This is a genomic window from Streptomyces sp. NPDC037054 (assembly GCF_055606745.1).
In genome coordinates this window covers 184,250-207,422 of record NZ_JBVJSJ010000010.1, presented here as the reverse complement: position 1 = coordinate 207,422, position 23,173 = coordinate 184,250, and the positions used below count along the sequence as shown (strand labels likewise).

Sequence of the window (23,173 nt, the reverse complement as noted above, 5' to 3'; positions counted from 1 at the left end):
GGGAGCCGCCCGCGTCAGGCGCCGAGCCGCTCGCCGTCGGCGATCCGCACGCCGCGCGCCCAGTCGGCCGCCTTCATCGGCTTCTTGCCCTGGGCCTGCACCCACAGCAGCTCCACGGCGTACGAGCCGGTGCCGACGTGCACGCTGTTCTTCCCTGCGGCGAGCTGCCCGGGGGCGAGGTCGGTCCGGTCGGGCACGGGCGTGATCTGGATGAGCTTGAGCCGCTCGCCCCGGAACGTGGTCCAGGCGCCGGGCGCGGGCGTGCAGCCGCGCACGATCCGGTCGACGCGCAGGGCGGGGGCGCTCCAGTGGACCTCGGCGTCCTCGACGGTGATCTTCGGCGCGTGACTGACGCCCTCGGCGGGCTGCGGCACGGCCTTCAGGGTGCCGTCCTCGATGCCGTCCATGGTCGCGGCGAGCAGCCCGGCCCCGGCGAAGGCGAGCCGGGTGAGCAGGTCGCCGCTGGTGTCGGTGGGCCGGATCTCCTCCGTGACGGTGCCGTAGACGGGCCCGGAGTCGAGCCCCTCCTCGATGAGGAAGGTCGACGCGCCGGTGATCTCGTCGCCCGCCATGAGGGAGTGCTGCACGGGGGCGGCGCCGCGCCAGGCGGGCAGCAGCGAGAAGTGCAGGTTGACCCAGCCGTGCGCGGGCACATCGAGGGCGACGCGGGGCAGCAGGGCGCCGTAGGCGACGACGGGGCAGCAGTCGGGGCCGATCTCCCGCAGCCGGGCGAGGAATTCGGGGTCCTTCGGCTTCACCGGCTTCAGCACCTCGATGCCGGCCTCCTCGGCGCGCTCGGCGACGGGGCTCGCGACGAGCCTGCGCCCGCGCCCGGCCGGCGCGTCGGGCCGCGTGACGACGGCGGCCACCTCGTGCCGCCCGGAGGCGAGCAGAGCGTCGAGAGCGGGAACGGCGACCTCGGGGGTACCGGCGAAGACGAGCTTCATGGGGTGGTTCGGGCCTCTCGGGCGGGGGTCGGCGGGCAGGGCAAGTCTATGGCGCGCGTCTGCGGCGGGGGGCCTGCGGGAAGCGGGTGGTGCGCCGGCGGAAACGGGCGCGCGAAGATTCCCGTACGCCCCCGACCCGTGACCCTCGGAGCGAATCCGCGTTGGTCAAGAAAGAGTTGACCACTTCGGGCCGCGAACGCGGCCCATTCCTTTCAACGCCGGTTCGAGAGGCTTGTTCATGGCCGACCACGCAACCCACGACGCCCAGGCTCGGGCCAGCCTGCACTTGCTGGTGCGGGACATCGAGCGGGTCCGCCGGCAGGTGGACGCACTGCGCACGCTCACCGCCCAGTTGGGCAACGTCTACCGCCCGCGCCGCTCCGGCCCCGCCACGGGCTTCGTCGTCTACGGACGCGCGCCCGCTCCCACCGTCCGTCTCGCGCAGGAACTGCGGGACAGTGTCGAGACGCTGGTCACGGCCGCCGTGGACTTCGACCGCTCGCTCGGCTTCTCGTGGGACGCCGTGGGTTCCGCGCTCGGGGTCACCAAGCAGGCGGTGCACCGCCGTTACGGTGCGCGCCGCGCCGCCCCGCAGCCGACCGCGCCCGCCGCCGAACCCGCGAACGCCCCGGAGCCGTCCGGCAACCGGCCGGTCGCGGTGGGTTCCGGCATGCCCACGGTCCCCGCGGCGCGCTCCATGCCGACCCAGCCGACGGCGGGCAGCCCGGCGCTCCGCGAAGAGCCGAGGCCGACCCCGTTCCCCGGCCCGCGCAACGGCTGACGGCGCCGCCCTCCGCCTGTTCTGCCCTCCCGGCGCCGACCTGGGAGGGCAGCGGCGTGTGTGGGGCCGGGGCTCGTGTGTTCGCGGTGACACGTCCGCCTCCGGCGGGGTGCGGTCGTGTCACCCGATGTCCAGCGGGTCGATCCGCACCCACACCGGCTCCGCTCCGCCCCGCGCCATGCGGGCCGCCTGGGCGGTCTTCAGGGCGGCGGCCAGCGCGGCTCCCGTGCCGGGGGGCACCCGGATCAGCGCGCGGTCCCACTGCTCGCCGGGCGGTGGCGCACCGGGCCGGCGCTGTCTTCCGGCCGCCGTGACGGGCAGCGGGACGGGGCCCAACACCTCGGCCTGCAGCGGCAGTTCGACGGCGCCGAGGAACGCGGCCAGCGCCTCCGGGGGACCCGACACCGCCGCCATCCGCGACACCGGCGGAAAGCCCAGCTCGGCCCGCTCCCCCAGCTCCCGCACGGCGTGCCCGACCGGGTCCCACCGCACCAGCGCCTGCACGGGCCGCAGCGTCGGTTCGGCGACGACGACCACGGTGCCGCCCGCGCCCTGCGGCCGGACCAGGGCCGACGCCGCGATCCAGCGCCGCAGCGCGTCCTCGCCCGCCCGCAGATCGGGCCGGCCCAGCATCGCCCAGCCGTCCAGCAGCAGCGCCGCCGCGTAGCCGCCCTCCGCCACCGGTTCGGCGCCCGGCGTGCTCACGACCAGCGCGGGCGCTCCCGGCACCGTGTCCAGCACGTGCTCGCGCCCCGACGTGCGCACCGGCACGGCGGGGAAGGCCCGCCCCAGCTCCTCGGCGGTGCGCCGCGCCCCCACGACCTGGGCCCGCAGCCGGAACCCACCGCACTCCGGGCAGTGCCAGCCGCCCTCCTCACGCCCGCACCAACCGCAGCGCAGCCCTTCCGCGTCCTGCGCCTCCAGCGGACCCGCGCAGTGCCGGCAACGGGCGGGCGCCCGGCAGGTGGCGCACGCCATCCTCGGCACGTACCCCCGGCGGGGCACTTGCACCAGCACCGGGCCGCTGCGCAGACCGTCCCTGACGGCCTGCCAGGCGAGCGTGGGCAGCCGGGCGGCCCGCGCGGCCTCGTCCCGGGCGAGGTCCTGGTCGCCCACGGTCCGCACGAGCGGGGCGGCGGCCCGCACCTGTTCCCGGGTGGCGACGAGCGGCCCGGCCCAGCCGGTCTCCACGAGCTGGGCCGCCTCCACGGTGCAGCTCCAACCGCCCAGCAGGAAGCCGCACTTGTCCAGTGCGGCGCGCAGCAGCAGCACCTCGCGCGCGTGCGGCTGCGGGGCGTGCTGCTCGCTGTGGCTGTCGTCGCCGTCGTCCCAGAGGGCGACCAGGCCGAGATCCTGGACCGGCGCGAACATCGCGGCGCGGGTCCCGACGACGGCCCGTACCGCCCCCCGGCGCACCGCGAGCCACTGCGCGTACCGCTTCTCCGGACCGGCGTCGGCGGTGAGCACCGCGTGCCGGCCCTCCCCCAGCAGCGCGGTCAGCGCGGCGTCGACCCGCGCGACGGCCCGGCCGTCGGGGACGACGACGAGCGCCCCGCGTCCCGACGCGAGTGTCGCCGCGACGGCCCGCGCCAGCTCGTCGCTCCACTCGGGACCCGGCAGCGCGTTCCACACGGCGCGCGGCGCGCCGCCCGCGGCCAGGGACTCCAGGAAGGCGGCCCCGCGCTCGTAGCGCGCCCAGGATGCGGCCCGGGGGGCGGTCGGCGGGGGCAGCGGCGCGGGTGAGGGCCGCTGCTCGGCGCGGGCGTTGCGCGGCGGCACGGCGAGCTGGAGCACGTCGGCGAGGCTGCCCGCGTACCGGTCGGCTACGGCGCGGGCCAGGCCCAGCAGTTCCTCGCTGAGCACCGGCTCGGGCGAGACGACCTGGGCGAGCGCGGCCAGCGGCCCGGAGTAGTCGGACTCGGCGAGCCGCTCGATCAGGAACCCGTCGATGAGGCCGCCGCCCTCGCGCCGCCCGTCGCGCACCCGGTGCCGCCCGGCCCCGAACCGCACCCGCACCCGCACCCCGGGCCGGGCGTCCGCGTCGAGTTCCTCGGGCACCGCGTAGTCGAAGTACCGGTCGAGATGCAGCACGCCCTTGTCGACGAGGACGCGGGCCACGGGCAGGTCCTTGGCCAGCGCGGCGCCCCGCCAGGTCCGCGGCTTGGCACGCGGCGTCCTCGCCTTGCGCACGCTCTCCCGGATGAGCGCGAGCTGCTCGGGCGGCGCGCCCTCCGCGCCGCCGTCGGCCTGTTCGTTCTCGCTGCTCACGCTTGCATTCTTACCAAAGCCCGCTGACATCCGACGGCGCCCGAGATCCCCTTCGGCTGCGGCACGCACTTTGCCATCGCCCACTCGGCCACGTCGCCCGGGCAGGCCCGGCCGACGACGGGATTCGAACCCGCGAGGGCTCCAGGGGCTGTGGTCCGCCCGAGCCCAGAAGTAGCCGCTGCCTTCGCACCGGGCACCGCGGTGTCAGCTCCACCAGCATCTCGCCGGGCGGCGGCGATCCGCGAGCGGATTTCCGGCCGTCACGCACCGAGCCCGGAGCCGTACGCCGGGGCCGGGCACCCGGCCGTACGCCGGGACCGGACCGGGAACGGATGCCGCGACGCCCAACGCGCCGAGGCCCGGCGCCCCGAAGGGTGCCGGGCCTCCTGACGTGCGTGCCCGAGGGCTACAGACCCGCGGCCTTGCGCAGCGCGTCCACGCGGTCCGTGCGCTCCCAGGTGAACTCGGGCAGCTCACGGCCGAAGTGGCCGTACGCGGCGGTCTGGGCGTAGATCGGGCGGAGCAGGTCGAGGTCGCGGATGATCGCGGCCGGGCGGAGGTCGAAGACCTCGTCGATGGCCTGCTCGATCTTCTCGGTGTCGACCTTGGCCGTGCCGAACGTCTCCACGAACAGGCCGACCGGCTCGGCCTTGCCGATCGCGTACGCCACCTGCACCTCGCAGCGCGAGGCCAGACCCGCGGCGACGACGTTCTTCGCGACCCAGCGCATCGCGTACGCCGCCGAGCGGTCCACCTTGGACGGGTCCTTGCCGGAGAACGCGCCGCCGCCGTGGCGGGCCATGCCGCCGTAGGTGTCGATGATGATCTTGCGACCGGTCAGGCCGGCGTCACCCATCGGGCCGCCGATCTCGAAACGGCCGGTCGGGTTGACCAGCAGGCGGTAGCTGTCGGTGTCGAGCTTGATGCCCTCGTCGACGAGCGCCTTCAGCTCGGGCTCGACGACGAACTCGCGGATGTCGGGCGCGAGCAGCGAGTCCAGGTCGATGTCCGACGCGTGCTGCGAGGAGACGACGACCGTGTCCAGGCGGACCGCCTTGTCGCCGTCGTACTCGATGGTGACCTGCGTCTTGCCGTCCGGGCGCAGGTAGGGGATGGTGCCGTTCTTGCGCACCTCGGACAGGCGCTTCGACAGGCGGTGCGCCAGGAAGATCGGCAGCGGCATCAGCGTCGGCGTCTCGTCCGTCGCGTAGCCGAACATCAGGCCCTGGTCGCCGGCGCCCTGCCGGTCCAGCTCGTCCTCGTCGCCCTCGACGCGGGCCTCGTAGGCGGCGTCCACGCCCTGCGCGATGTCCGGGGACTGCGCGCCGATCGACACCGACACGCCGCAGGAGGCGCCGTCGAAGCCCTTCTTGGAGGAGTCGTAGCCGATCTCGAGGATCTTGCCGCGGACGAGGGTCGCGATGTCCGCGTAGGTCTTGGTGGTGACCTCGCCGGCCACGTGCACGAGGCCGGTGGTGATCAGGGTCTCGACCGCGACACGTGAGGTCGGGTCCTCGCGCAGGAGCGCGTCGAGAATGGTGTCGCTGATCTGGTCAGCGATCTTGTCGGGGTGACCCTCGGTCACGGACTCCGAGGTGAACAGGCGACGGGACACAACGCTCCCTGGGGTTGCAGCGGCTGCTGGCTGATCATTGGTGGACGGGCCGGGGGCTGCGCCCGGCGGCGTCCGAGTAACAGTTTATCGGTGACGTTCGGCCACTGGACCCCCTGTCTCGCCTCTCGGGAGCGCTGTGACCTGCGACACCCGCATTCTGCCCAATCGCAAGCGCGGTTGGCCAGAGCCGCCGCGCCCGGAGGGGCATGGTTTCAGGAACCTGTGAATTCGGCTGCGGTCTTCAGCGCAGTCGTTCGGCCACGAGGTCCCACACGGTTTCGGCCAGTGCCTCCTTCGGGCCGTGCGGCACGGGGGTCTCGCTGCCGTCGGCGCCCAGGACGACGGCCTCGTTCTCCTCGGCGCCGAAGGTCTTGCGCTCCCCCACCTCGTTCACCACGAGGAGGTCGCAGCCCTTGCGGGCGAGCTTCTTGCGGCCGTTGGCGAGGACGTCGTCGGTCTCGGCGGCGAAGCCCACGACGACCTGGCCGGGGCGGGCGCGGTCGGCCGAGATCTCCGCGAGGATGTCGGGGTTGCGGACCAGGGTGACGGGCTCGGGCTCCTGGCCGTCCTTCTTCTTGATCTTCCCGCTGGCGTAGCTCGCCGGGCGGAAGTCCGCGACCGCGGCGGCCATGACGACCGCGTCGGCGTCGGCGGCCGCCTTCAGCACCTCCTCGCGCAGCTGGACGGCCGTGCCGACGGGCACGACGTCGACGCCGGCCGGGTCGGGCAGCGCGGCGTTCGCCGAGATCAGCGTGACGCGGGCGCCGCGGGCGGCGGCGGTGCGGGCGAGGGCGTAGCCCTGCTTGCCCGAGGAGCGGTTGCCGAGGAAGCGGACGGGGTCGAGGGGCTCGCGGGTGCCGCCGGCGCTGACGACCACGTGCCGCCCGGTGAGGTCGGGTTCGGTGACGCCGCGGGCCAGCACCCGGCGGCAGACCTCGAAGATCTCGGCGGGGTCGGGCAGCCGCCCCTTGCCGGTGTCGACGCCGGTGAGGCGGCCCACGGCCGGTTCCACGACGACGGCGCCGCGGCGGCGGAGGGTGGCCACGTTCTCCTGGGTGGCCGGGTGCTCCCACATCTCGGTGTGCATCGCCGGGGCGAAGACGACCGGACAGCGGGCGGTGAGGAGGGTGTTGGTGAGCAGGTCGTCGGCGATGCCGTGGGCGGCCTTGGCGAGCATGTCGGCGGTGGCCGGGGCGACGATCACCAGGTCGGCGTGCTGGCCGATGCGGACGTGCGGGACCTCGTGCACGTCGTCCCAGACCTCGGTCGAGACCGGGTGGCCGGAGAGGGCGGACCAGGTGGCGGCCCCGACGAAATGCAGCGCCGACGCGGTGGGGACGACGCGCACGTCGTGGCCCGACTCCGTCAGTCTGCGCAGCAGCTCGCAGGCCTTGTACGCCGCGATGCCTCCGCTGACCCCCAGGACGACCTTCGGCTTGTCCACCGTTTCTCCCCGCTTTCTCGGCTTGGGTGCGCCGGACGACGAGCGCACGTCTCCATCACACACCACAGGCCCGGCAGCATGACTGCCGGGCCTGTGGAAAAACCAACTGAAAGCTGAAAATACTACTGCGCCGGACCCTCGACGGCCTCGGACGTCAGCAGCCCCGCGTTGATCTCCCGGAGGGCGATCGAGAGCGGCTTCTCGTGCACGTGGGTGTCGACGAGCGGACCGACGTACTCGAGGAGGCCCTCGCCGAGCTGCGAGTAGTACGCGTTGATCTGGCGGGCCCGCTTGGCCGCGTAGATCACGAGGCTGTACTTCGAGTCGGTGGCCTCGAGGAGCTCGTCGATCGGCGGGTTGATGATGCCCTCGGGCGCGGAGATGGAAGAGGACACGCTCTACCTTCCGATGGATGGGAAAAGATCGGTCGTGATCACTGAACCCGGCGGCGCCGAATGGTCAGCGGATCGGGGAATCCGTGATCACACAACATCCATCAAGGCTAGCAGCTCGCGCGCCACATCCTCGACGGAGGTGTTGACCAGGGTCTCGTCGAACTCCGGCTCGGCCGCGAGCTCGACCTTGGCCGCACTGAGGCGCCGCTCGATCACGTCGGGCGGTTCGGTGCCCCGGCCGGTGAGTCTGCGCACCAGCTCCTCCCAGGAGGGCGGAGCCAGGAACACGAGATGGGCCTCCGCCATGGACTCGCGGACCTGCCGGGCACCCTGGAGGTCGATCTCCAGGAGGACGGGCACACCCGCCTCCAGGTGCTCGAGGACGGCCGCGCGCGGCGTGCCGTAGCGGTTGCCGGCGAACTCCGCCCACTCCAGCAGCTCGCCGTTGGCGATCAGCTTGTCCATCTCCTCGTCGGTGACGAAGAAGTAGTGGACTCCGTGCTTCTCGCCGGGGCGGGGCTTGCGGGTCGTCGCCGACACCGAGAGCCAGACCTCGGGGTGTTCCTTGCGCATATGGGCGACGACCGTGCTCTTGCCGACCCCTGAGGGGCCGGAGAGCACGGTCAGCCGCGGACGTTCAGTCATGCAGCGATTATTCCAGTTGTCCCGGGGTGCCCGGGACTCAGGAGCCGGTGCTGCCGAACTCGCGCTCCAGGGAGGCGATCTGGTTGGAACCGAGGCCTCGCACACGACGGCTCTCGGAGATGCCCAGTCGCTCCATGATCTGCTTGGCGCGGACCTTGCCCACGCCCGGCAGGGACTCAAGGAGAGCGGAGACCTTCATCTTGCCGATGACGTCGTTCTCCTGGCCCTGCTTGATGACCTCGTGGAGGGAGGCGCCGGAGTGCTTGAGTCGATTCTTGACCTCGGCCCGCTCCCGGCGAGCCGCGGCGGCCTTTTCGAGCGCGGCTGCGCGCTGTTCAGGGGTAAGGGGCGGAAGAGCCACGCCTACGTCACCTCGGATGTCGAACTGTCGGATACGGACCGGTGAGGAACCTAGTCGCCCCACACCTGGGGAGGCACGAGCAACACGCTTGCCCGTTCTCTCGTCGGAGACTAGCGGGCAACTCCGCCAGAGTCAGCGAGAACAGCGGAAAAGTCCTGGTCAGCCTCCGTCAGGGCGGACATTTAGGACATAATGCCCTGGATTTGAGGATGTATCCAGGCTCAAGGGGGCGCTGGATCGTCCGGCCGGGGCTCCCGCAAGCGGGGGGAAGCGCTCCGGGAGCGCCCGGCGGCACTCCTCCGTGCTCAGCCTGAGGTCACGGCCTCGCGGATCTCCCCGGCGAAGCGGTCGGCGGCCGCGCGCAGGGCCGCGGTGTCGGGCCCGTGCCGCAGCACGCCGCGGCTGACGTTCGGCACGACGTTGCGCACCGCGGCACCGAACACGCCCGGCAGATCGGCCGGGGTCGCCCCCTGAGCACCGATGCCGGGGGCCAGCAGCGGACCGTTGATGTCCAGGTCGTACGCCGACAGGTCGCCCAGCGTCGCGCCGACCACCGCGCCGAAGGACCCCAGTGGCTCCTCCCCCGCGTTCTCGGCGGCCAGGTGGGCCAGCACGGTCGCGCCCACGCTGCGCCCGTCGGACCGCACCGCGTGCTGGACCTCGCCGCCCTCCGGGTTGGAGGTCAGCGCCAGCACGAACAGCCCGGCGCCGCTCTCGCGCGCCAGCGCGACGGCCGGGCCCAGCGAGCCGTAGCCGAGGTACGGGGAGACGGTCAGCGCGTCCGAGAACAGCGGGGCGTCCTTGTGCAGGAACGACTCCGCGTACGCGGCCATGGTCGAGCCGATGTCGCCGCGCTTGGCGTCCATCACGACCAGCGCGCCCGCCGCCCGCGCCTCCTCGACCGACTTCTCCAGGACGGCGACGCCCCGCGAGCCGAAGCGCTCGAAGAACGCGCTCTGCGGCTTGAGCACGGCGACCCGGTCGGCGACCGCCTCGACGACCGTGCGGCTGAACCGCTCCAGACCCGCCACGTCGTCGTTCAGGCCCCACTCGGCGAGCAACGAAGCGTGCGGGTCGATGCCGACGCACAGCGGGCCGCGCTCGTCCATGGCACGGCGCAGGCGGGCGCCGAAGGGCTCCGATACGGTCATGCGGGCTTCCTCACGTCGGCGCCGACCGCGTCGGCGAGGGTGGCGTACGGGCTGGTGCGCAGGCGCGCGGCCAAGCCCTTGTGGAGGGCGCGGCTCCAGAAGGGGCCCTGGTAGATGAAGGCGCTGTAGCCCTGGACGAGCGTGGCGCCGGCCAGGATGCGCTGCCAGGCGTCCTCGGCGTCCTCGATGCCGCCGACCCCGATCAGGGTGACGCGGTCGCCCACGCGCGCGTACAGGCGGCGCAGCACCTCCAGGGAGCGCGCCTTGAGCGGGGCGCCGGACAGGCCGCCGGTCTCCTGCACCAGGGCGGGGGCGGAGGTCAGGCCGAGGCCCTCGCGCGCGATGGTGGTGTTGGTGGCGATGATGCCGTCCAGGCCGAGCTCGACGGCCAGGTCGGCGACCGCGTCGACGTCCTCGTCGGCCAGGTCCGGCGCGATCTTGACCAGGAGCGGGACGCGCCGGTCGGGCACCCGGCGGTCGGCTGCCTCGCGGACGGCGCTCAGCAGGGGCCGCAGGTGGTCGACGGCCTGGAGGTCGCGCAGCCCCGGGGTGTTCGGCGAGGAGACGTTGACGACGAGGTAGTCGGCGAACGGGGCGAGCCGCTCGGCCGACTTCACGTAGTCCGCGACGGCCTCCTCCTCGGGGACGACCTTGGTCTTGCCGATGTTGACGCCGACGACGGTCCTGAAGACGGGGTTGCGGGAGGCCAGCCGGGCGGCGACGGCGAGCGAGCCGTCGTTGTTGAAGCCCATGCGGTTGATCAGCGCGCGGTCCTCGACCAGCCGGAACAGCCGCTTCTTGGGGTTGCCGGGCTGCGGCTCGCCGGTGACCGTGCCGATCTCGACGTGGTCGAAGCCGAGCATGGCCATGCCGTCGATGGCGGCGGCGTTCTTGTCGAAGCCGGCCGCGAGTCCGAAGGGGCCGTGCATGCGCAGGCCGAGGGCCTCGGTGCGCAGCTCCTTGTGCCGGGGGGCGAGCACGGCGGCGAGGAAGGTGCGCAGCACGGGGATGCGGGCGGCGAGCCGGATCCAGCGGAAGGCGAGGTGGTGGGCCCGCTCCGCGTCCATCCGCCGGAAGAAGAGAGTGAAGAAGAAGGTGTACATGGTGTCCTCATGCGGAGGGGGACACCGTTTCCGGTGTCCCCCTCGGGGCTAGTCGCGGGCCGCGGTCAGGAATTCCGCGTGTTCCTGGAGCGATCGGACGCCCACGTCGCCGTGGTTGAGCGCGTCGATGCCCTGGACCGCCGCGGCGAGGGCCTGGACGGTCGTCAGGCAGGGCACGGAGCGTGCCACGGCCGCCGTGCGGATGTCGTAGCCGTCGAGGCGGCCGCCGGTGCCGTACGGGGTGTTGACGATGAGGTCGACCTCGCCGTCGTGGATGAGCTGGACGATGGTCCGCTCGCCGTTCGGGCCGGGGCCCTCGGACTGCTTGCGGACGACGGTGGCGTTGATGCCGTTGCGCTTGAGCACCTCGGCGGTGCCGGACGTGGCGAGCAGCTCGAAGCCGTGCGCGACGAGCTCGCGCGCCGGGAAGATCATCGAGCGCTTGTCGCGGTTGGCGACCGAGATGAAGGCGCGGCCCTTGGTCGGCAGCGGCCCGTAGGCGCCCGCCTGCGACTTGGCGTACGCCGTGCCGAAGACGGAGTCGATGCCCATGACCTCGCCGGTGGAGCGCATCTCCGGGCCGAGGACGGTGTCGACGCCGCGGCCGTGGATGTCGCGGAACCGCGACCACGGCATGACGGCCTCCTTGACGGAGATCGGCGCGTCGAGCGGCAGTTCGCCGCCGTCGCCGGTGGCCGGCAGCAGGCCCTCGGCGCGCAGCTCGGCGATGGTCGCGCCCAGCGAGATGCGGGCGGCGGCCTTGGCGAGCGGCACCGCGGTCGCCTTCGAGGTGAAGGGGACGGTGCGCGAGGCGCGCGGGTTGGCCTCCAGGACGTAGAGGATGTCGCCGGCCAGCGCGAACTGGATGTTGATCAGGCCGCGCACGCCGACGCCCCGCGCGATGCCCTCGGTGGAGGCGCGCAGCCGCTTGATGTCGAAGCCGCCCAGGGTGATGGGGGGCAGGGCGCACGCCGAGTCGCCGGAGTGGATGCCGGCCTCCTCGATGTGCTCCATGACGCCGCCGAGGTACAGCTCCTCGCCGTCGTACAGGGCGTCGACGTCGATCTCGATGGCGTCGTCCAGGAAGCGGTCGACGAGGACCGGCCGCGAGGGGCTGATCTCGGTCGACTCGGCGATGTACGCCTCCAGACGGTTCTCGTCGTAGACGATCTCCATGCCGCGTCCGCCGAGCACGTAGGACGGGCGGACGAGGACCGGGTAGCCGATCTCGTCGGCGATGGCCTTGGCCTCGGCGAAGGTGGTGGCGGTGCCGTGCTTGGGGGCGGGCAGGCCGGCCTCGGCGAGGACGCGGCCGAAGGCGCCGCGGTCCTCGGCGGCGTGGATGGCCTCCGGGGAGGTGCCGACGATGGGCACGCCGTTGTCCTTGAGCGCCTGCGACAGGCCGAGCGGGGTCTGCCCGCCGAGCTGCACGACGACGCCCGCGACGGGCCCGGCCTGCTGCTCGGCGTGGACGATCTCCAGCACGTCCTCCAGCGTCAGCGGCTCGAAGTACAGGCGGTCGGAGGTGTCGTAGTCCGTGGAGACGGTCTCCGGGTTGCAGTTGACCATCACGGTCTCGTAGCCGGCGTCGCTCAGCGCGAACGAGGCGTGGACGCAGGAGTAGTCGAACTCGATGCCCTGGCCGATGCGGTTGGGGCCGGAGCCCAGGATGATCACCGCGGGCTTCTCGCGCGGGGCGACCTCGGTCTCCTCGTCGTAGGACGAGTAGAAGTACGGCGTCTTCGCGGCGAACTCGGCGGCGCAGGTGTCGACCGTCTTGTAGACCGGGCGGATGCCGAGCGCGTGCCGGACCTCGCGGACGACGTCCTCGCGCAGGCCGCGGATCTCGCCGATCTGCTGGTCGGAGAAGCCGTGCCGCTTGGCCTCGGCGAGCAGCTCGCGGGTCAGCTCGGGCGCCTCGGCGAGCTCGTCGGCGATCTCCTTGATGAGGAAGAGCTGGTCGACGAACCAGGGGTCGATCTTCGTGTACGCGAAGACCTCCTCCGGGGTGGCGCCGGCGCGGATGGCCTGCATGACGGTGTTGATGCGTCCGTCGGTCGGGCGGACCGCCTGCTCGAGCAACTCGGTCTTGTCGCCGGGCTCGCCGACGAAGGTGAACTGGCTGCCCTTCTTCTCCAGCGAGCGCAGCGCCTTCTGGAAGGCCTCGGTGAAGTTGCGGCCGATGGCCATGGCCTCGCCGACCGACTTCATGGTGGTGGTCAGCGTGGAGTCGGCCTGCGGGAACTTCTCGAAGGCGAAGCGCGGCGCCTTCACGACCACGTAGTCGAGGGTCGGCTCGAAGGAGGCCGGGGTCTCGCGCGTGATGTCGTTCGGGATCTCGTCCAGGGTGTAGCCGACGGCGAGCTTGGCGGCGATCTTCGCGATCGGGAAGCCGGTGGCCTTGGAGGCGAGCGCGGAGGAGCGGGACACGCGCGGGTTCATCTCGATGACGATGACCCGGCCGTCCTCGGGGTTGACCGCGAACTGGATGTTGCAGCCGCCGGTGTCGACGCCGACCTCGCGGATCACGGCGATGCCGATGTCGCGCAGGATCTGGTACTCGCGGTCGGTGAGCGTCATCGCGGGGGCGACGGTGATGGAGTCGCCGGTGTGCACGCCCATCGGGTCGAAGTTCTCGATGGAGCAGACGACCACGACGTTGTCGTTCTTGTCGCGCATCAGCTCCAGCTCGTACTCCTTCCAGCCGAGGATGGACTCCTCCAGGAGCACCTCGGTGGTCGGGGAGAGCGTGAGGCCCTGTCCGGCGATGCGGCGCAGCTCCTCCTCGTCGTGCGCGAAGCCGGAGCCGGCGCCGCCCATCGTGAAGGAGGGGCGGACCACGACCGGGTAGCCGCCGAGCTCCTCGACGCCGCGCAGGACGTCGTCCATGGTGTGGCAGATGTAGGAGCGGGCGGACTCGCCGTGCCCGATCTTGGCGCGGACGGCCTCCACGACCTCCTTGAACTGGTCGCGGTCCTCGCCCTTGTGGATCGCCTCGACGTTGGCGCCGATCAGCTCGACGCCGTACTTGTCGAGGACGCCGTTCTCGTGCAGGGAGATCGCGGTGTTGAGGGCCGTCTGGCCGCCCAGGGTGGGCAGCAGGGCGTCGGGGCGCTCCTTGGCGATGATCTTCTCGACGAACTCGGGGGTGATCGGCTCGACGTAGGTGGCGTCGGCGATCTCCGGGTCGGTCATGATCGTCGCCGGGTTGGAGTTCACCAGGACGACGCGCAGGCCCTCGGCCTTGAGCACGCGGCACGCCTGGGTGCCGGAGTAGTCGAACTCGGCGGCCTGGCCGATGACGATCGGGCCGGAGCCGATGACCAGGACGGACTGGATATCGGTGCGCTTAGGCACGCTGGCCCTCCATGAGCTTCACGAAGCGGTCGAACAGGTAGGCGGCGTCGTGCGGGCCGGCTGCCGCTTCGGGGTGGTACTGGACGCTGAAGGCCGGCTTGTCGAGGAGCTGGAGGCCCTCCACCACGTTGTCGTTGAGGCAGACGTGGGAGACCTCGGCGCGGCCGTAGGGGGTGTCGGACACCTTGTCGAGCGGGGCGTCGACGGCGAATCCGTGGTTGTGCGCGGTGACCTCGACCTTGCCGGTCGTGCGGTCCTGCACGGGCTGGTTGATGCCGCGGTGGCCGTACTTCAGCTTGAAGGTGCCGAAGCCGAGGGCGCGGCCCAGGATCTGGTTGCCGAAGCAGATGCCGAACAGCGGGGTGCCGCGCTCCAGGACGCCCCGCATCACGGAGACGGGGTGGTCGGCGGTGGCGGGGTCGCCGGGGCCGTTGGAGAAGAACACGCCGTCGGGGTTCACGGCGTAGACGTCCTCGACGGTGGCCGTGGCGGGCAGCACGTGCACCTCGATGCCGCGCTCGGCCATGCGGTGCGGGGTCATGCCCTTGATGCCGAGGTCGACGGCGGCGACGGTGAACTTCTTCTCGCCGATCGCGGGGACGACGTACGGCTCGGTGGTGGCGACCTCGGCGGAGAGGTTCGCGCCCGTCATCTCGGGGGCCTGGCGGACCTCGGCGAGCATGGTGCCCTCGTCGGGCAGCGCGTGGCCGGAGAAGATGCCGACGCGCATGGCGCCGCGCTCGCGCAGGTGCCGGGTCAGGGCGCGGGTGTCGATGCCGCTGATGCCGACGACGCCCTGCGCGGCCAGCTCCTCGTCGAGGGAGCGGCGGGAGCGCCAGTTGGACGGCACGCGCGCGGGGTCGCGCACCACGTATCCCGCGACCCAGATGCGCTTCGACTCGGGGTCCTCGTCGTTGACGCCGGTGTTGCCGACGTGCGGGGCGGTCATCACGACGACCTGGCGGTGGTACGACGGGTCGGTGAGGGTCTCCTGGTAGCCGGTCATGCCGGTGGAGAACACGGCCTCGCCGAACGTCTCCCCCACGGCCCCGTAGGCGCGGCCGCGGAAGATCCGGCCGTCCTCCAGGACGAGTACGGCGGGAACCCTGGTTCCCCTGGTGGAGGTCGTCATCGTTCGGCGCCTTCCGTGCTGTTGGTTTCGATCATGGAGTTGAGGGCGTCGACCCACGCGTGGTGCTCGGCCGCGCGGTCCGAGCGGAACCCGGAGTCGAGCAGCTTGTCGCCGTGCGCCCAGGTGACGACGAGCAGTCCGCCCTCGGTCAGGACCTTGCCGGCGATGCCCTTGTCGAGCCGGGCCTCGCGCAGCGCCGCCCTGGGGATGAAGAAGTCGTTCGCGCCGGGGCGTACGACGTCCAGTCCCGCGTCCGTGAGGGTGAGCTCGGCACGGCTGCGGGTGCCCAGGCCGTGGGCGACGATGCGGTCGAGCCACTGCCCGGCGGTGGTGGAGCCGTGGTACCGGCCGCTCAGGGTCAGTTTCGCCGGGCCGGGGCCGTCCGGCGCGGCGGGCAGCTCCGGAAGGTCGCTCTGGAGGGTGCCGCGCCACTTCCAGCCCTCGCGCATCAGCCAGTAGACGAGCGCGACGAAGAGGGCGAGGCCGACGACCCAGCCGATGCGGGCGGCCCAGTCGGTCACTTCCGCCGATTTCTTCTCGGCGGCCAGCAGGATCAGAGGTGTCACGTGAGCTTCCCGTCGACGAGCGTGGCCTTGCCCCGCAGCCACGTGTGGGTCACACGGCCCGGCAGCTCGCGGCCCTCGTACGGCGTGTTGCGGCTGCGCGAGGCGAAGCCCGCGGGGTCCACCGACCCACGGTATGCGGTGTCCACCAGCGTGAGGTTGGCGGGCTCACCTGCCGAGACGGGCCGGCCGTGGCCCTCGGCGCGGCCGATCAGGGCGGGCTTGACGGACATGCGGTCGGCGACCTGCGCCCAGTCGAGCAGGCCGGTTTCCACCATCGTCTCCTGGACCACCGACAGCGCGGTCTCCAGGCCGACCATGCCCATGGCGGCGGCGGCCCACTCGCAGTCCTTGTCCTCGTGCGGGTGCGGGGCGTGGTCGGTGGCGACGATGTCGATCGTGCCGTCGGCGAGCGCCTCGCGCAGCGCCATCACGTCACGCTCGGTGCGCAGCGGCGGGTTGACCTTGTAGACGGGGTTGTACGTCCGGACCAGTTCCTCGGTGAGCAGGAGGTGGTGCGGGGTGACCTCGGCGGTGACGTCGATGCCGCGGGACTTGGCCCAGCGGACGATCTCGACGGACCCGGCGGTCGACAGGTGGCAGATGTGGACGCGGGAGCCGACGTGCTCGGCGAGCAGCACGTCGCGGGCGATGATCGCCTCCTCGGCGACCGCGGGCCAGCCGCCGAGGCCGAGTTCGGCGGAGACGACGCCCTCGTTCATCTCGGCGCCCTCGGTCAGCCGCGGCTCCTGGGCGTGCTGGGCGACGACGCCGCCGAAGGCCTTCACGTACTCCAGGGCGCGGCGCATGATCACGGCGTCGTGGACGCACTTGCCGTCGTCGGAGAAGACGGTGACGCCGGCCGCCGACTCGTGCATGGCGCCCAGCTCGGCGAGCTTCCTGCCCTCCAGGCCGACGGTGACGGCGCCGACGGGCCGCACGTCGCAGTAGCCGTGCTCCTTGCCGAGCCGCCAGACCTGCTCGACGACGCCGGCGGTGTCGGCGACGGGGAAGGTGTTGGCCATGGCGAACACAACGGTGTAGCCGCCGGAGGCGGCGGAGCGGGTACCGGTCAGGACGGTCTCGGAGTCCTCGCGGCCGGGCTCGCGCAGGTGGGTGTGCAGGTCGACCAGGCCCGGCAGGAGCACCTTGCCGTCGGCCTCGACGACCTCGGCACCCTCGGCGGACAGGCCGGTGCCCACTTCGGCGATCGTCTCGCCGTCGATCAGGACGTCCTGCGGCTCGCCGCCGAGCACCTTCGCACCACGGATCAGGGTCTTGCTCATCGTTCTTACTTCTCCTCGGTACGGGTGTGGGTGACGGCGGGCTCGTTGCCGCCCAGCAGCAGGTACAGGACGGCCATCCGGATGGAGACGCCGTTGGCGACCTGTTCGACGACCGTGCAGCGGTCGGAGTCGGCGACCTCGGCGGTGATCTCCATGCCGCGGACCATGGGGCCGGGGTGCATGACGATGGCGTGCTCCGGCATCTTCGCCATGCGGTCGCCGTCGAGGCCGTAGCGACGCGAGTACTCGCGCTCGGTCGGGAAGAAGGCGGCGTTCATGCGCTCGCGCTGGACGCGCAGCATCATCACGGCGTCGGACTTCATCAGGGTGCTGTCGAGGTCGTACGACACCTCGCAGGGCCAGGTCTCGACGCCGACCGGCACGAGGGTGGGCGGGGCGACGAGGGTGACCTCGGCGCCGAGTGTGTTCAGCAGGTCGACGTTGGAGCGGGCGACGCGGCTGTGCAGGACGTCGCCGACGATCGTGATACGCCTGCCGGAGAGGTCCTGGCCGAGCCCGGCGTCGCGGCCGACGAGCCGGCGGCGCATGGTGAAGGCGTCCAGCAGGGCCTGGGTGGGGTGCTGGTGGGTGCCGTCGCCCGCGTTGATCACGGCGGCGTCGATCCAGCCGGAGTTGGCGAGGCGGTAGGGGGCTCCGGAGGCGCCGTGCCGGATGACGACGGCGTCGACGCCCATGGCCTCCAGGGTCTGGGCGGTGTCCTTCAGGGACTCGCCCTTGGACACCGAGGAGCCCTTGGCGGAGAAGTTGATGACGTCCGCGGACAGCCGCTTCTCGGCGGCCTCGAAGGAGATCCGGGTGCGGGTGGAGTCCTCGAAGAAGAGGTTCACGACGGTGCGGCCGCGCAGGGTCGGCAGCTTCTTGATCGGCCGGTCGGCGACCCGGGCCATCTCCTCGGCGGTGTCGAGGATCAGGACGGCGTCGTCGCGGGAGAGGTCGGCGGCCGAGATGAGATGACGCTGCATCTGTCAGGCTCCGTAAGGCAGTTCATTCGGGAGAATTCGGGCAGGCGGGGGCGCGGCTGGGCGGACGTACGCCGTCGGCGTACGCCGGTGTCCTACTGGTGCGCGCCCGGGGCGGCCGGCTTGGCACCGAGCAGCACGGTGTCGCGACCGTCCTCCTCGGCGAGCTGGACCTTGACCGTCTCCCGCAGCGACGTGGGGAGGTTCTTGCCGACGTAGTCGGCACGGATCGGCAGTTCGCGGTGGCCGCGGTCGACCAGGACGGCGAGCTGCACCGCGCGCGGGCGCCCGATGTCGTTCAGGGCGTCGAGGGCGGCGCGGATGGTGCGGCCGGAGAAGAGCACGTCGTCCACGAGGACGACCAGGCGGCCGTCGATGCCGTCACCGGGGATCTCGGTGCGGGCCAGCGCACGCGGCGGGTGCATGCGCAGGTCGTCGCGGTACATGGTGATGTCGAGCGAGCCGACCGGCACCTTGCGTTCGGTGATCTGCTCGAGCTTGGCGGCGAGCCGCTGGGCGAGGAAGACGCCGCGGGTCGGAATGCCGAGGAGCACCACGTCGTCCGCGCCTTTTGCGCGCTCGACGATCTCGTGGGCGATGCGGGTCAGTACCCGCGCGATGTCGGGGCCTTCGAGAACGGGCCGCGCATCGGACTGCGTGTCCTGCGTGTCCATGGGAAACGGACCTCCTTCTCCGCCTCACGGGACGGACCTTAAAGGACGTCGGAATTGCGTTCTCAACGGTAGCAGGCGCCCACGACACGCCTTGACCGGCCCCCGGCCTCACTCGTTCGGCGCAATCGGGCGCCGCTCGCACGGAAGAGTCGGTGCGGACCATTCGGCTTGACGCGGGAGAGTAACGCTGCGTAACCTCACAGTGAGTTACCAGCCGCGCGGCACGGATCAGAGTCAGGCCGCGTTGACACAGTGCCGGGGAGCTATATGTCCAGCGAATACGCCAAACAGCTCGGGGCCAAGCTCCGGGCGATCCGCACCCAGCAGGGCCTTTCCCTCCACGGTGTCGAGGAGAAGTCCCAGGGACGCTGGAAGGCCGTCGTGGTCGGTTCGTACGAGCGCGGCGACCGTGCCGTGACCGTGCAGCGCCTCGCCGAGCTCGCGGATTTCTACGGCGTGCCCGTGCAGGAACTGCTTCCGGGCACGACGCCCGGTGGTGCGGCCGAGCCGCCGCCGAAGCTGGTCCTGGACCTGGAGCGCCTGGCCACGGTGCCGGCCGAGAAGGCGGGCCCGCTGCAGCGGTACGCGGCCACGATCCAGTCGCAGCGCGGTGACTACAACGGCAAGGTGCTGTCGATCCGCCAGGACGACCTGCGCACCCTCGCCGTCATCTACGACCAGTCGCCCTCGGTCCTCACCGAGCAGCTGATCAGCTGGGGTGTGCTGGACGCCGACGCGCGTCGCGCGGTGGCCCACGAGGAGAGCTGACCGCTCCACGGGTCGAGAGCGTCCGAGGTATCAGCAGAAACGTACCTCCGGGCGCGGGGCCCGGGACGAACGCCGAAGGGCCCGCAGCGGGATCGCTGCGGGCCCTTCGGCGTTTCGCTGCCTGTTACGCCTCGTCGCGGCGCAGGGACGGCTTCAGTTCCTTCAGACGGCCGAGCAGGCCGTTGACGAACGAGGGCGACTCGTCCGTGGAGAACTCCTTCGCCAGCTGCACCATCTCGTCGAGGACGACGGCGTCCGGGGTCTCGTCGGCCCAGATCAGCTCGTAGGCACCGAGCCGCAGGATGTTGCGGTCCACGACCGGCATGCGGTCGAGCGTCCAGCCGACCGAGTACTGCGCGATCAGCTCGTCGATGCGCTTCGCGTGTTCCGCGTAGCCCTCGACCAGCTGCATCGTGTACTCGCTCACCGGCGGCTGCCGGGTGTCGGTCCGGGAGTGCCGGATCCAGTCCGCGAGGACCGTCAGGACGTCGGCGCCGCGCTGGTCGCCCTCGAAGAGGATCTGGAAGGCACGCTTGCGGGCCGTGTTGCGGGCAGCCACGGTTAGCTGTTCACCCGGCCGAGGTAGTCGCTCGTGCGGGTGTCGACCTTGATCTTCTCACCGGTGGTGATGAAGAGCGGGACCTGGATCTGGTGACCGGTCTCCAGCGTGGCCGGCTTGGTGCCGCCGGTGGAGCGGTCGCCCTGGACGCCCGGCTCGGTCTCCTGGATCGTCAGCTCGACGGCGGCCGGGAGCTCCACGAAGAGCACCTCGCCCTCGTGCTGGGCGACGGTGGCCGTGAAGCCCTCCACGAGGAAGTTGGCGGCGTCGCCGACGGCCTTGCGGTCGACCATGAGCTGGTCGTAGGTCTCCATGTCCATGAAGACGAAGTAGTCGCCGTCCATGTAGGAGAACTGCATGTCGCGCTTGTCGACGGTGGCCGTTTCGACCTTGACGCCGGCGTTGAAGGTCTTGTCGACGACCTTGCCGGAAAGCACGTTCTTGAGCTTGGTGCGCACGAAGGCCGGGCCCTTGCCGGGCTTGACGTGCTGGAACTCGACGACGGACCAGAGCTGGCCGCCTTCGAGCTTGAGCACCATGCCGTTCTTGAGGTCGTTCGTGGAAGCCACGGTTGCGGAATCTCCTGGACTGACGTGGACGACCCCGGGGCAGGCGCCGCGGCTGTGCCGCTACAGCGCGAGCAGCTCCTTGGTCGTGATGGTGAGTAGCTCGGGTCCGCCGTCCGCCTCGGGGCGCACGACGAGCGTGTCATCGATCCGGACGCCGCCCCTGCCCGGGAGGTGGACCCCCGGCTCGACGGTGACCGGCACGCAAGCGTCCAGTTTACCCATGGCCGCGGGGGCCAATTGAGGGTCCTCGTCGATTTCGAGTCCGACGCCGTGTCCGGTGAGCGCCGGGAGCGCCTGGGCGTAGCCGGCGGAATCCAGTACGTGGCGTGCGGCGCGGTCCACGTCGCGGTAGGCGGCGCCCGGGACGAGGCTCTCGCGGCCGGCGCGCTGCGCGGCGAAGACCAGGTCGTACAGCTCGATCTGCCAGTCCGCGGGGCTGGTGCCGATCACGAACGTGCGGCCGATCTCGCAGCGGTAGCCGCGGTAGGTGGCGCCGAGGCAGACGGAGAGGAAGTCGCCCTCCTCCACGCGGCGGTCCGTGGGGCGGTGGCCCCGGCGGCCGGCGTGCGGGCCGGTGGCGACGGAGGTGGGGAACGCGGGGCCGTCGGCGCCGTGGTCCACGAGGCGGCGTTCCAGTTCGAGCGCGAGGTGGCGTTCGGTGCGGCCGACGAGGATCGACTCGAGGAGTTCGCCGAGGGCCTGGTCGGCGATCTCCGCGCCGACGCGGAGGCAGGAGATCTCTTCCTCGTCCTTGACGACCCTCAGCTGCTCCACGGCGCCGCCGAGGTCGGCGAGGCGGAGGTGGGGGGCGGCCGTGCGGATGCCGCGGTGGCGGGCGACGGTGAGGTGGTGTTCCTCCACGGCCAGGGAGTCGGCGCCCTGCTCCGCGGCCGCCCGGGCTGCTGCGGTGGCGGGGTCGGGGGCGGTCGTGGTGGTGGTCGTGGTGCTGGTGCGCGTGGTGAGGGTGCTGAGGGTGCGGACGGGGAGGGTGTCGTCGGGGAGGGAGGTGCCGGGGCCGCCGTTGGGGCCGGGAGGTCGGGCGGGGTGGGCGTCAGGGGGGTCGGCGCAGATCAGGAGGTCGTCCGTGGCGGTGGCGCCCAGGAGCAGGACCGCGCCGTGGGGGGCGGCGCCCGCGAGGTAGCGCACGTTGGCGGGGCGGGAGACGAGCGCCGCCGCGCTGCCGCCCGCGTTGCAGCGTTCCCGTAGGCGGGTTCGGCGGTCCGCGTACACCTCTGGCATGAGGCGAGCGTACGAGGGGTGGGGGGATGTTGCCGGTTGGGTGGGGCCGTTTGCGCGGGGCGCCGGCCGCTGGGCCGGCGGGGCGGTTGCGTGGTGGTGCGGTCGCGGGGCGGTGTGGTGGTGCGGTTGCGTGGTGGTGCGGTTGCGTGGTGGTGCGCGGCTGTGGGTGTGGCTGGCGTGACGCCGCGGTCGGGTGCGTCGTGGTGTCGGGGGCGTGGGGTGTGGCGGAGTCCGCCGCGGGTCGGGCCCTTACGCCCGCCTTCACGGCAACCGGCGGTGGTGACCGGCTAAGCGGCGGACTGCCGCCACACCCCCACGCCCCACTCCCGCCGGATCGCGGCTCTCCCGCCCATCTCGTGCCGACATGGCTGCGGGCAGTCGTGCCGCGGGGCTCAGCGGCACTCCGTCAGCGCCGGTTCAGGTGGGCGCGTTCACCACTGGGGTGGGCTCGCTATGGAGCGGGTCAGGATTTCGTCCAGGACTCGCGCCGTTTCCGGGATGTCCAGCTGGGAGTTGTCGATGATGGGGAGGCCCGAGCCGTACCAGCCGGCCATACGGCCGTGGATGCGGGCGACCTCCTCGTCCGTGAGCCGCCGGTTGCCCGAGCGTTCCGCGTTGCGTTCCAGGACGATGTCCAGGCCCGGGAGGAGGACGACCGGGAGCAGGCCGGGGCCCACGTGGCGTTTCCAGCCGCCGAGGCCGACGACCGGGCGGTCGGGGAAGACCGCGTCGTCGAGAATGCACGAGATGCCGTTGGCCAGGAAGTTCCGCGCGGCGAAGCCGCAGGTGCGGCGGGCCAGGCGGTACTGGGCCTCCGAGTTGTCGTTCCAGCCGGACTGCGGGTCGGCGAAGCCCGAGCGGACCCATTCGCGGACGTCGTCGAGGCTGATGTGGGCGGTGGGGACGCGGCGGTGGTCCGCCCAGTACTTGGCGACGCTCGTCTTGCCGGCGCCCGCCGGGCCTATGAGGAGCACCGCGATGGTCGTGGTGGTGGGGTCGGGCGCCGTGTGAGCCGGTGGTGGGCTCGGCATGGCGACCGGGCCGCCCGGGGGCAGCGGTACGTGGCCCGTGGTGTCCGGGGCGGGGGGCATCGGCGGGTGCGGTGCGGGCGGTACCGGAGGTGCTCCCGTGAAGCCCGGCGGCGCGGGGGCGGGGCCCTGGCCCGGGTGGTGTGCGGCCGGCGCCCAGCCGGCGGCCGGTCCGTGCCCCGGCTGGTGGGGCGGCGGCAGCGGAGAACCCACTGCGTGCTGCATCCGGTGCCACTCCGTCTCGTACAGGCGATCTCGACGCTGACGGCGGGGGAAGACCCGCGTGCTACCGAACGGTACCGCCCCCG

Annotated in this window: 21 protein-coding genes; 2 read left to right on the top strand and 19 right to left on the bottom strand. The window is 72.2% G+C overall.

The window, feature by feature from the left end; genetic code table 11:
- Nucleotides 1-14 precede the first annotated feature (14 nt).
- The gene (fmt, locus tag ACZ7D7_RS24195; RefSeq protein WP_470826890.1) at nt 15-947 is read right to left on the bottom strand and encodes a methionyl-tRNA formyltransferase; all 933 of its coding nucleotides are present in this window, start codon (nt 945-947) and stop codon (nt 15-17) included.
- Between the two features lie 238 nt (nt 948-1,185).
- Between fmt and ACZ7D7_RS24190 the strand changes: the two genes are divergently transcribed.
- On the top strand, nt 1,186-1,728 hold the full coding sequence (locus ACZ7D7_RS24190) for a hypothetical protein (protein WP_470826889.1): 543 nt from the start codon (nt 1,186-1,188) through the stop codon (nt 1,726-1,728).
- Between the two features lie 120 nt (nt 1,729-1,848).
- Here the strand turns inward: ACZ7D7_RS24190 and ACZ7D7_RS24185 are convergent, their stop codons facing one another.
- The 14 genes from ACZ7D7_RS24185 to pyrR all read right to left on the bottom strand — a co-directional run bounded on the left by ACZ7D7_RS24185 (nt 1,849) and on the right by pyrR (nt 18,702).
- Nucleotides 1,849-3,996 carry a primosomal protein N' gene (locus ACZ7D7_RS24185; protein ID WP_470826887.1) on the bottom strand — a complete coding sequence of 716 codons (2,148 nt, stop codon included), beginning with the start codon at nt 3,994-3,996 and terminating at the stop codon, nt 1,849-1,851.
- Nucleotides 3,997-4,402: 406 nt separating this feature from the next.
- Nucleotides 4,403-5,611, bottom strand: coding sequence for a methionine adenosyltransferase (metK, locus tag ACZ7D7_RS24180; RefSeq protein WP_470826886.1), 1,209 nt, complete (start codon nt 5,609-5,611; stop codon nt 4,403-4,405).
- Between the two features lie 241 nt (nt 5,612-5,852).
- Nucleotides 5,853-7,055 carry a bifunctional phosphopantothenoylcysteine decarboxylase/phosphopantothenate--cysteine ligase CoaBC gene (gene coaBC / locus ACZ7D7_RS24175; RefSeq protein WP_470826885.1) on the bottom strand — a complete coding sequence of 401 codons (1,203 nt, stop codon included), beginning with the start codon at nt 7,053-7,055 and terminating at the stop codon, nt 5,853-5,855.
- Nucleotides 7,056-7,177: 122 nt separating this feature from the next.
- Nucleotides 7,178-7,450 carry a DNA-directed RNA polymerase subunit omega gene (rpoZ, locus tag ACZ7D7_RS24170; RefSeq protein ID WP_003988945.1) on the bottom strand — a complete coding sequence of 91 codons (273 nt, stop codon included), beginning with the start codon at nt 7,448-7,450 and terminating at the stop codon, nt 7,178-7,180.
- An 87-nt stretch (nt 7,451-7,537) separates the two neighbouring features.
- Nucleotides 7,538-8,095, bottom strand: a complete 558-nt coding sequence (gene gmk, locus ACZ7D7_RS24165) for a guanylate kinase (RefSeq protein WP_470826884.1) — start codon at nt 8,093-8,095, stop codon at nt 7,538-7,540.
- Between the two features lie 37 nt (nt 8,096-8,132).
- The gene (locus ACZ7D7_RS24160) at nt 8,133-8,456 is read right to left on the bottom strand and encodes an integration host factor (RefSeq protein ID WP_003977346.1); all 324 of its coding nucleotides are present in this window, start codon (nt 8,454-8,456) and stop codon (nt 8,133-8,135) included.
- A gap of 305 nt (nt 8,457-8,761) precedes the next feature.
- A complete protein-coding gene (gene pyrF, locus ACZ7D7_RS24155) occupies nt 8,762-9,607 on the bottom strand; it encodes an orotidine-5'-phosphate decarboxylase (protein ID WP_470826883.1) in 846 nt (281 codons plus the stop codon).
- A complete protein-coding gene (locus tag ACZ7D7_RS24150; protein WP_470826882.1) occupies nt 9,604-10,710 on the bottom strand; it encodes a quinone-dependent dihydroorotate dehydrogenase in 1,107 nt (368 codons plus the stop codon). Before ACZ7D7_RS24150 ends, pyrF begins: the two co-directional genes overlap by 4 nt.
- A 48-nt stretch (nt 10,711-10,758) precedes the next feature.
- Nucleotides 10,759-14,067 carry a carbamoyl-phosphate synthase large subunit gene (gene carB / locus ACZ7D7_RS24145; protein WP_470826880.1) on the bottom strand — a complete coding sequence of 1,103 codons (3,309 nt, stop codon included), beginning with the start codon at nt 14,065-14,067 and terminating at the stop codon, nt 10,759-10,761.
- A complete protein-coding gene (gene carA / locus ACZ7D7_RS24140) occupies nt 14,060-15,199 on the bottom strand; it encodes a glutamine-hydrolyzing carbamoyl-phosphate synthase small subunit (protein ID WP_470826879.1) in 1,140 nt (379 codons plus the stop codon). Before carA ends, carB begins: the two co-directional genes overlap by 8 nt.
- Complete coding sequence (locus tag ACZ7D7_RS24135) at nt 15,196-15,765, bottom strand: PH-like domain-containing protein (protein WP_470826878.1); 570 nt, start codon at nt 15,763-15,765, stop codon at nt 15,196-15,198. The genes carA and ACZ7D7_RS24135 overlap by 4 nt, the downstream gene beginning before the upstream one ends.
- Nucleotides 15,762-17,048, bottom strand: a complete 1,287-nt coding sequence (locus tag ACZ7D7_RS24130; protein WP_470826877.1) for a dihydroorotase — start codon at nt 17,046-17,048, stop codon at nt 15,762-15,764. Before ACZ7D7_RS24130 ends, ACZ7D7_RS24135 begins: the two co-directional genes overlap by 4 nt.
- Nucleotides 17,049-17,053: 5 nt before the next feature.
- Nucleotides 17,054-18,031: an aspartate carbamoyltransferase catalytic subunit gene (locus ACZ7D7_RS24125; RefSeq protein ID WP_470826875.1), complete on the bottom strand. Its 978-nt coding sequence runs from the start codon at nt 18,029-18,031 to the stop codon at nt 17,054-17,056.
- Between the two features lie 92 nt (nt 18,032-18,123).
- A complete protein-coding gene (pyrR, locus tag ACZ7D7_RS24120; RefSeq protein WP_470826874.1) occupies nt 18,124-18,702 on the bottom strand; it encodes a bifunctional pyr operon transcriptional regulator/uracil phosphoribosyltransferase PyrR in 579 nt (192 codons plus the stop codon).
- A gap of 267 nt (nt 18,703-18,969) precedes the next feature.
- On the opposite strand from pyrR, the gene bldD reads away from it, so the two are divergent.
- Nucleotides 18,970-19,470, top strand: coding sequence for a transcriptional regulator BldD (gene bldD, locus ACZ7D7_RS24115; RefSeq protein ID WP_142150451.1), 501 nt, complete (start codon nt 18,970-18,972; stop codon nt 19,468-19,470).
- A gap of 124 nt (nt 19,471-19,594) precedes the next feature.
- Here bldD and nusB read toward each other — a convergent pair whose 3' ends face one another.
- From nusB to ACZ7D7_RS24095, 4 genes are all read right to left on the bottom strand, one after another.
- A complete protein-coding gene (nusB, locus tag ACZ7D7_RS24110) occupies nt 19,595-20,029 on the bottom strand; it encodes a transcription antitermination factor NusB (protein WP_470826872.1) in 435 nt (144 codons plus the stop codon).
- A 2-nt stretch (nt 20,030-20,031) separates the two neighbouring features.
- Entirely contained in the window at nt 20,032-20,598 is a 567-nt protein-coding gene (efp, locus tag ACZ7D7_RS24105) for an elongation factor P (RefSeq protein ID WP_006131211.1), read from the bottom strand.
- 60 nt (nt 20,599-20,658) lie between these two features.
- Entirely contained in the window at nt 20,659-21,837 is a 1,179-nt protein-coding gene (locus tag ACZ7D7_RS24100; RefSeq protein ID WP_470826870.1) for a M24 family metallopeptidase, read from the bottom strand.
- Between the two features lie 431 nt (nt 21,838-22,268).
- The gene (locus ACZ7D7_RS24095) at nt 22,269-23,090 is read right to left on the bottom strand and encodes a Pro-rich N-terminal domain-containing protein (protein ID WP_470826868.1); all 822 of its coding nucleotides are present in this window, start codon (nt 23,088-23,090) and stop codon (nt 22,269-22,271) included.
- Nucleotides 23,091-23,173: the final 83 nt, after the last annotated feature.

Excerpts from the sequence above, each read along its gene's own strand:
- gmk (WP_470826884.1), bottom strand. The coding sequence starts at position 8,095 with ATGACTGAACGTCCGCGGCTGACCGTGCTCTCCGGCCCCTCAGGGGTC.
- fmt (WP_470826890.1), bottom strand. The coding sequence starts at position 947 with ATGAAGCTCGTCTTCGCCGGTACCCCCGAGGTCGCCGTTCCCGCTCTC.
- pyrR (WP_470826874.1), bottom strand. The coding sequence starts at position 18,702 with ATGGACACGCAGGACACGCAGTCCGATGCGCGGCCCGTTCTCGAAGGC.
- ACZ7D7_RS24100 (WP_470826870.1), bottom strand. The coding sequence starts at position 21,837 with ATGCCAGAGGTGTACGCGGACCGCCGAACCCGCCTACGGGAACGCTGC.
- bldD (WP_142150451.1), top strand. The coding sequence starts at position 18,970 with ATGTCCAGCGAATACGCCAAACAGCTCGGGGCCAAGCTCCGGGCGATC.
- ACZ7D7_RS24125 (WP_470826875.1), bottom strand. The coding sequence starts at position 18,031 with ATGCAGCGTCATCTCATCTCGGCCGCCGACCTCTCCCGCGACGACGCC.
- ACZ7D7_RS24190 (WP_470826889.1), top strand. The coding sequence starts at position 1,186 with ATGGCCGACCACGCAACCCACGACGCCCAGGCTCGGGCCAGCCTGCAC.
- pyrF (WP_470826883.1), bottom strand. The coding sequence starts at position 9,607 with ATGACCGTATCGGAGCCCTTCGGCGCCCGCCTGCGCCGTGCCATGGAC.
- ACZ7D7_RS24150 (WP_470826882.1), bottom strand. The coding sequence starts at position 10,710 with ATGTACACCTTCTTCTTCACTCTCTTCTTCCGGCGGATGGACGCGGAG.
- ACZ7D7_RS24130 (WP_470826877.1), bottom strand. The coding sequence starts at position 17,048 with ATGAGCAAGACCCTGATCCGTGGTGCGAAGGTGCTCGGCGGCGAGCCG.
- ACZ7D7_RS24095 (WP_470826868.1), bottom strand. The coding sequence starts at position 23,090 with ATGCAGCACGCAGTGGGTTCTCCGCTGCCGCCGCCCCACCAGCCGGGG.
- carA (WP_470826879.1), bottom strand. The coding sequence starts at position 15,199 with ATGACGACCTCCACCAGGGGAACCAGGGTTCCCGCCGTACTCGTCCTG.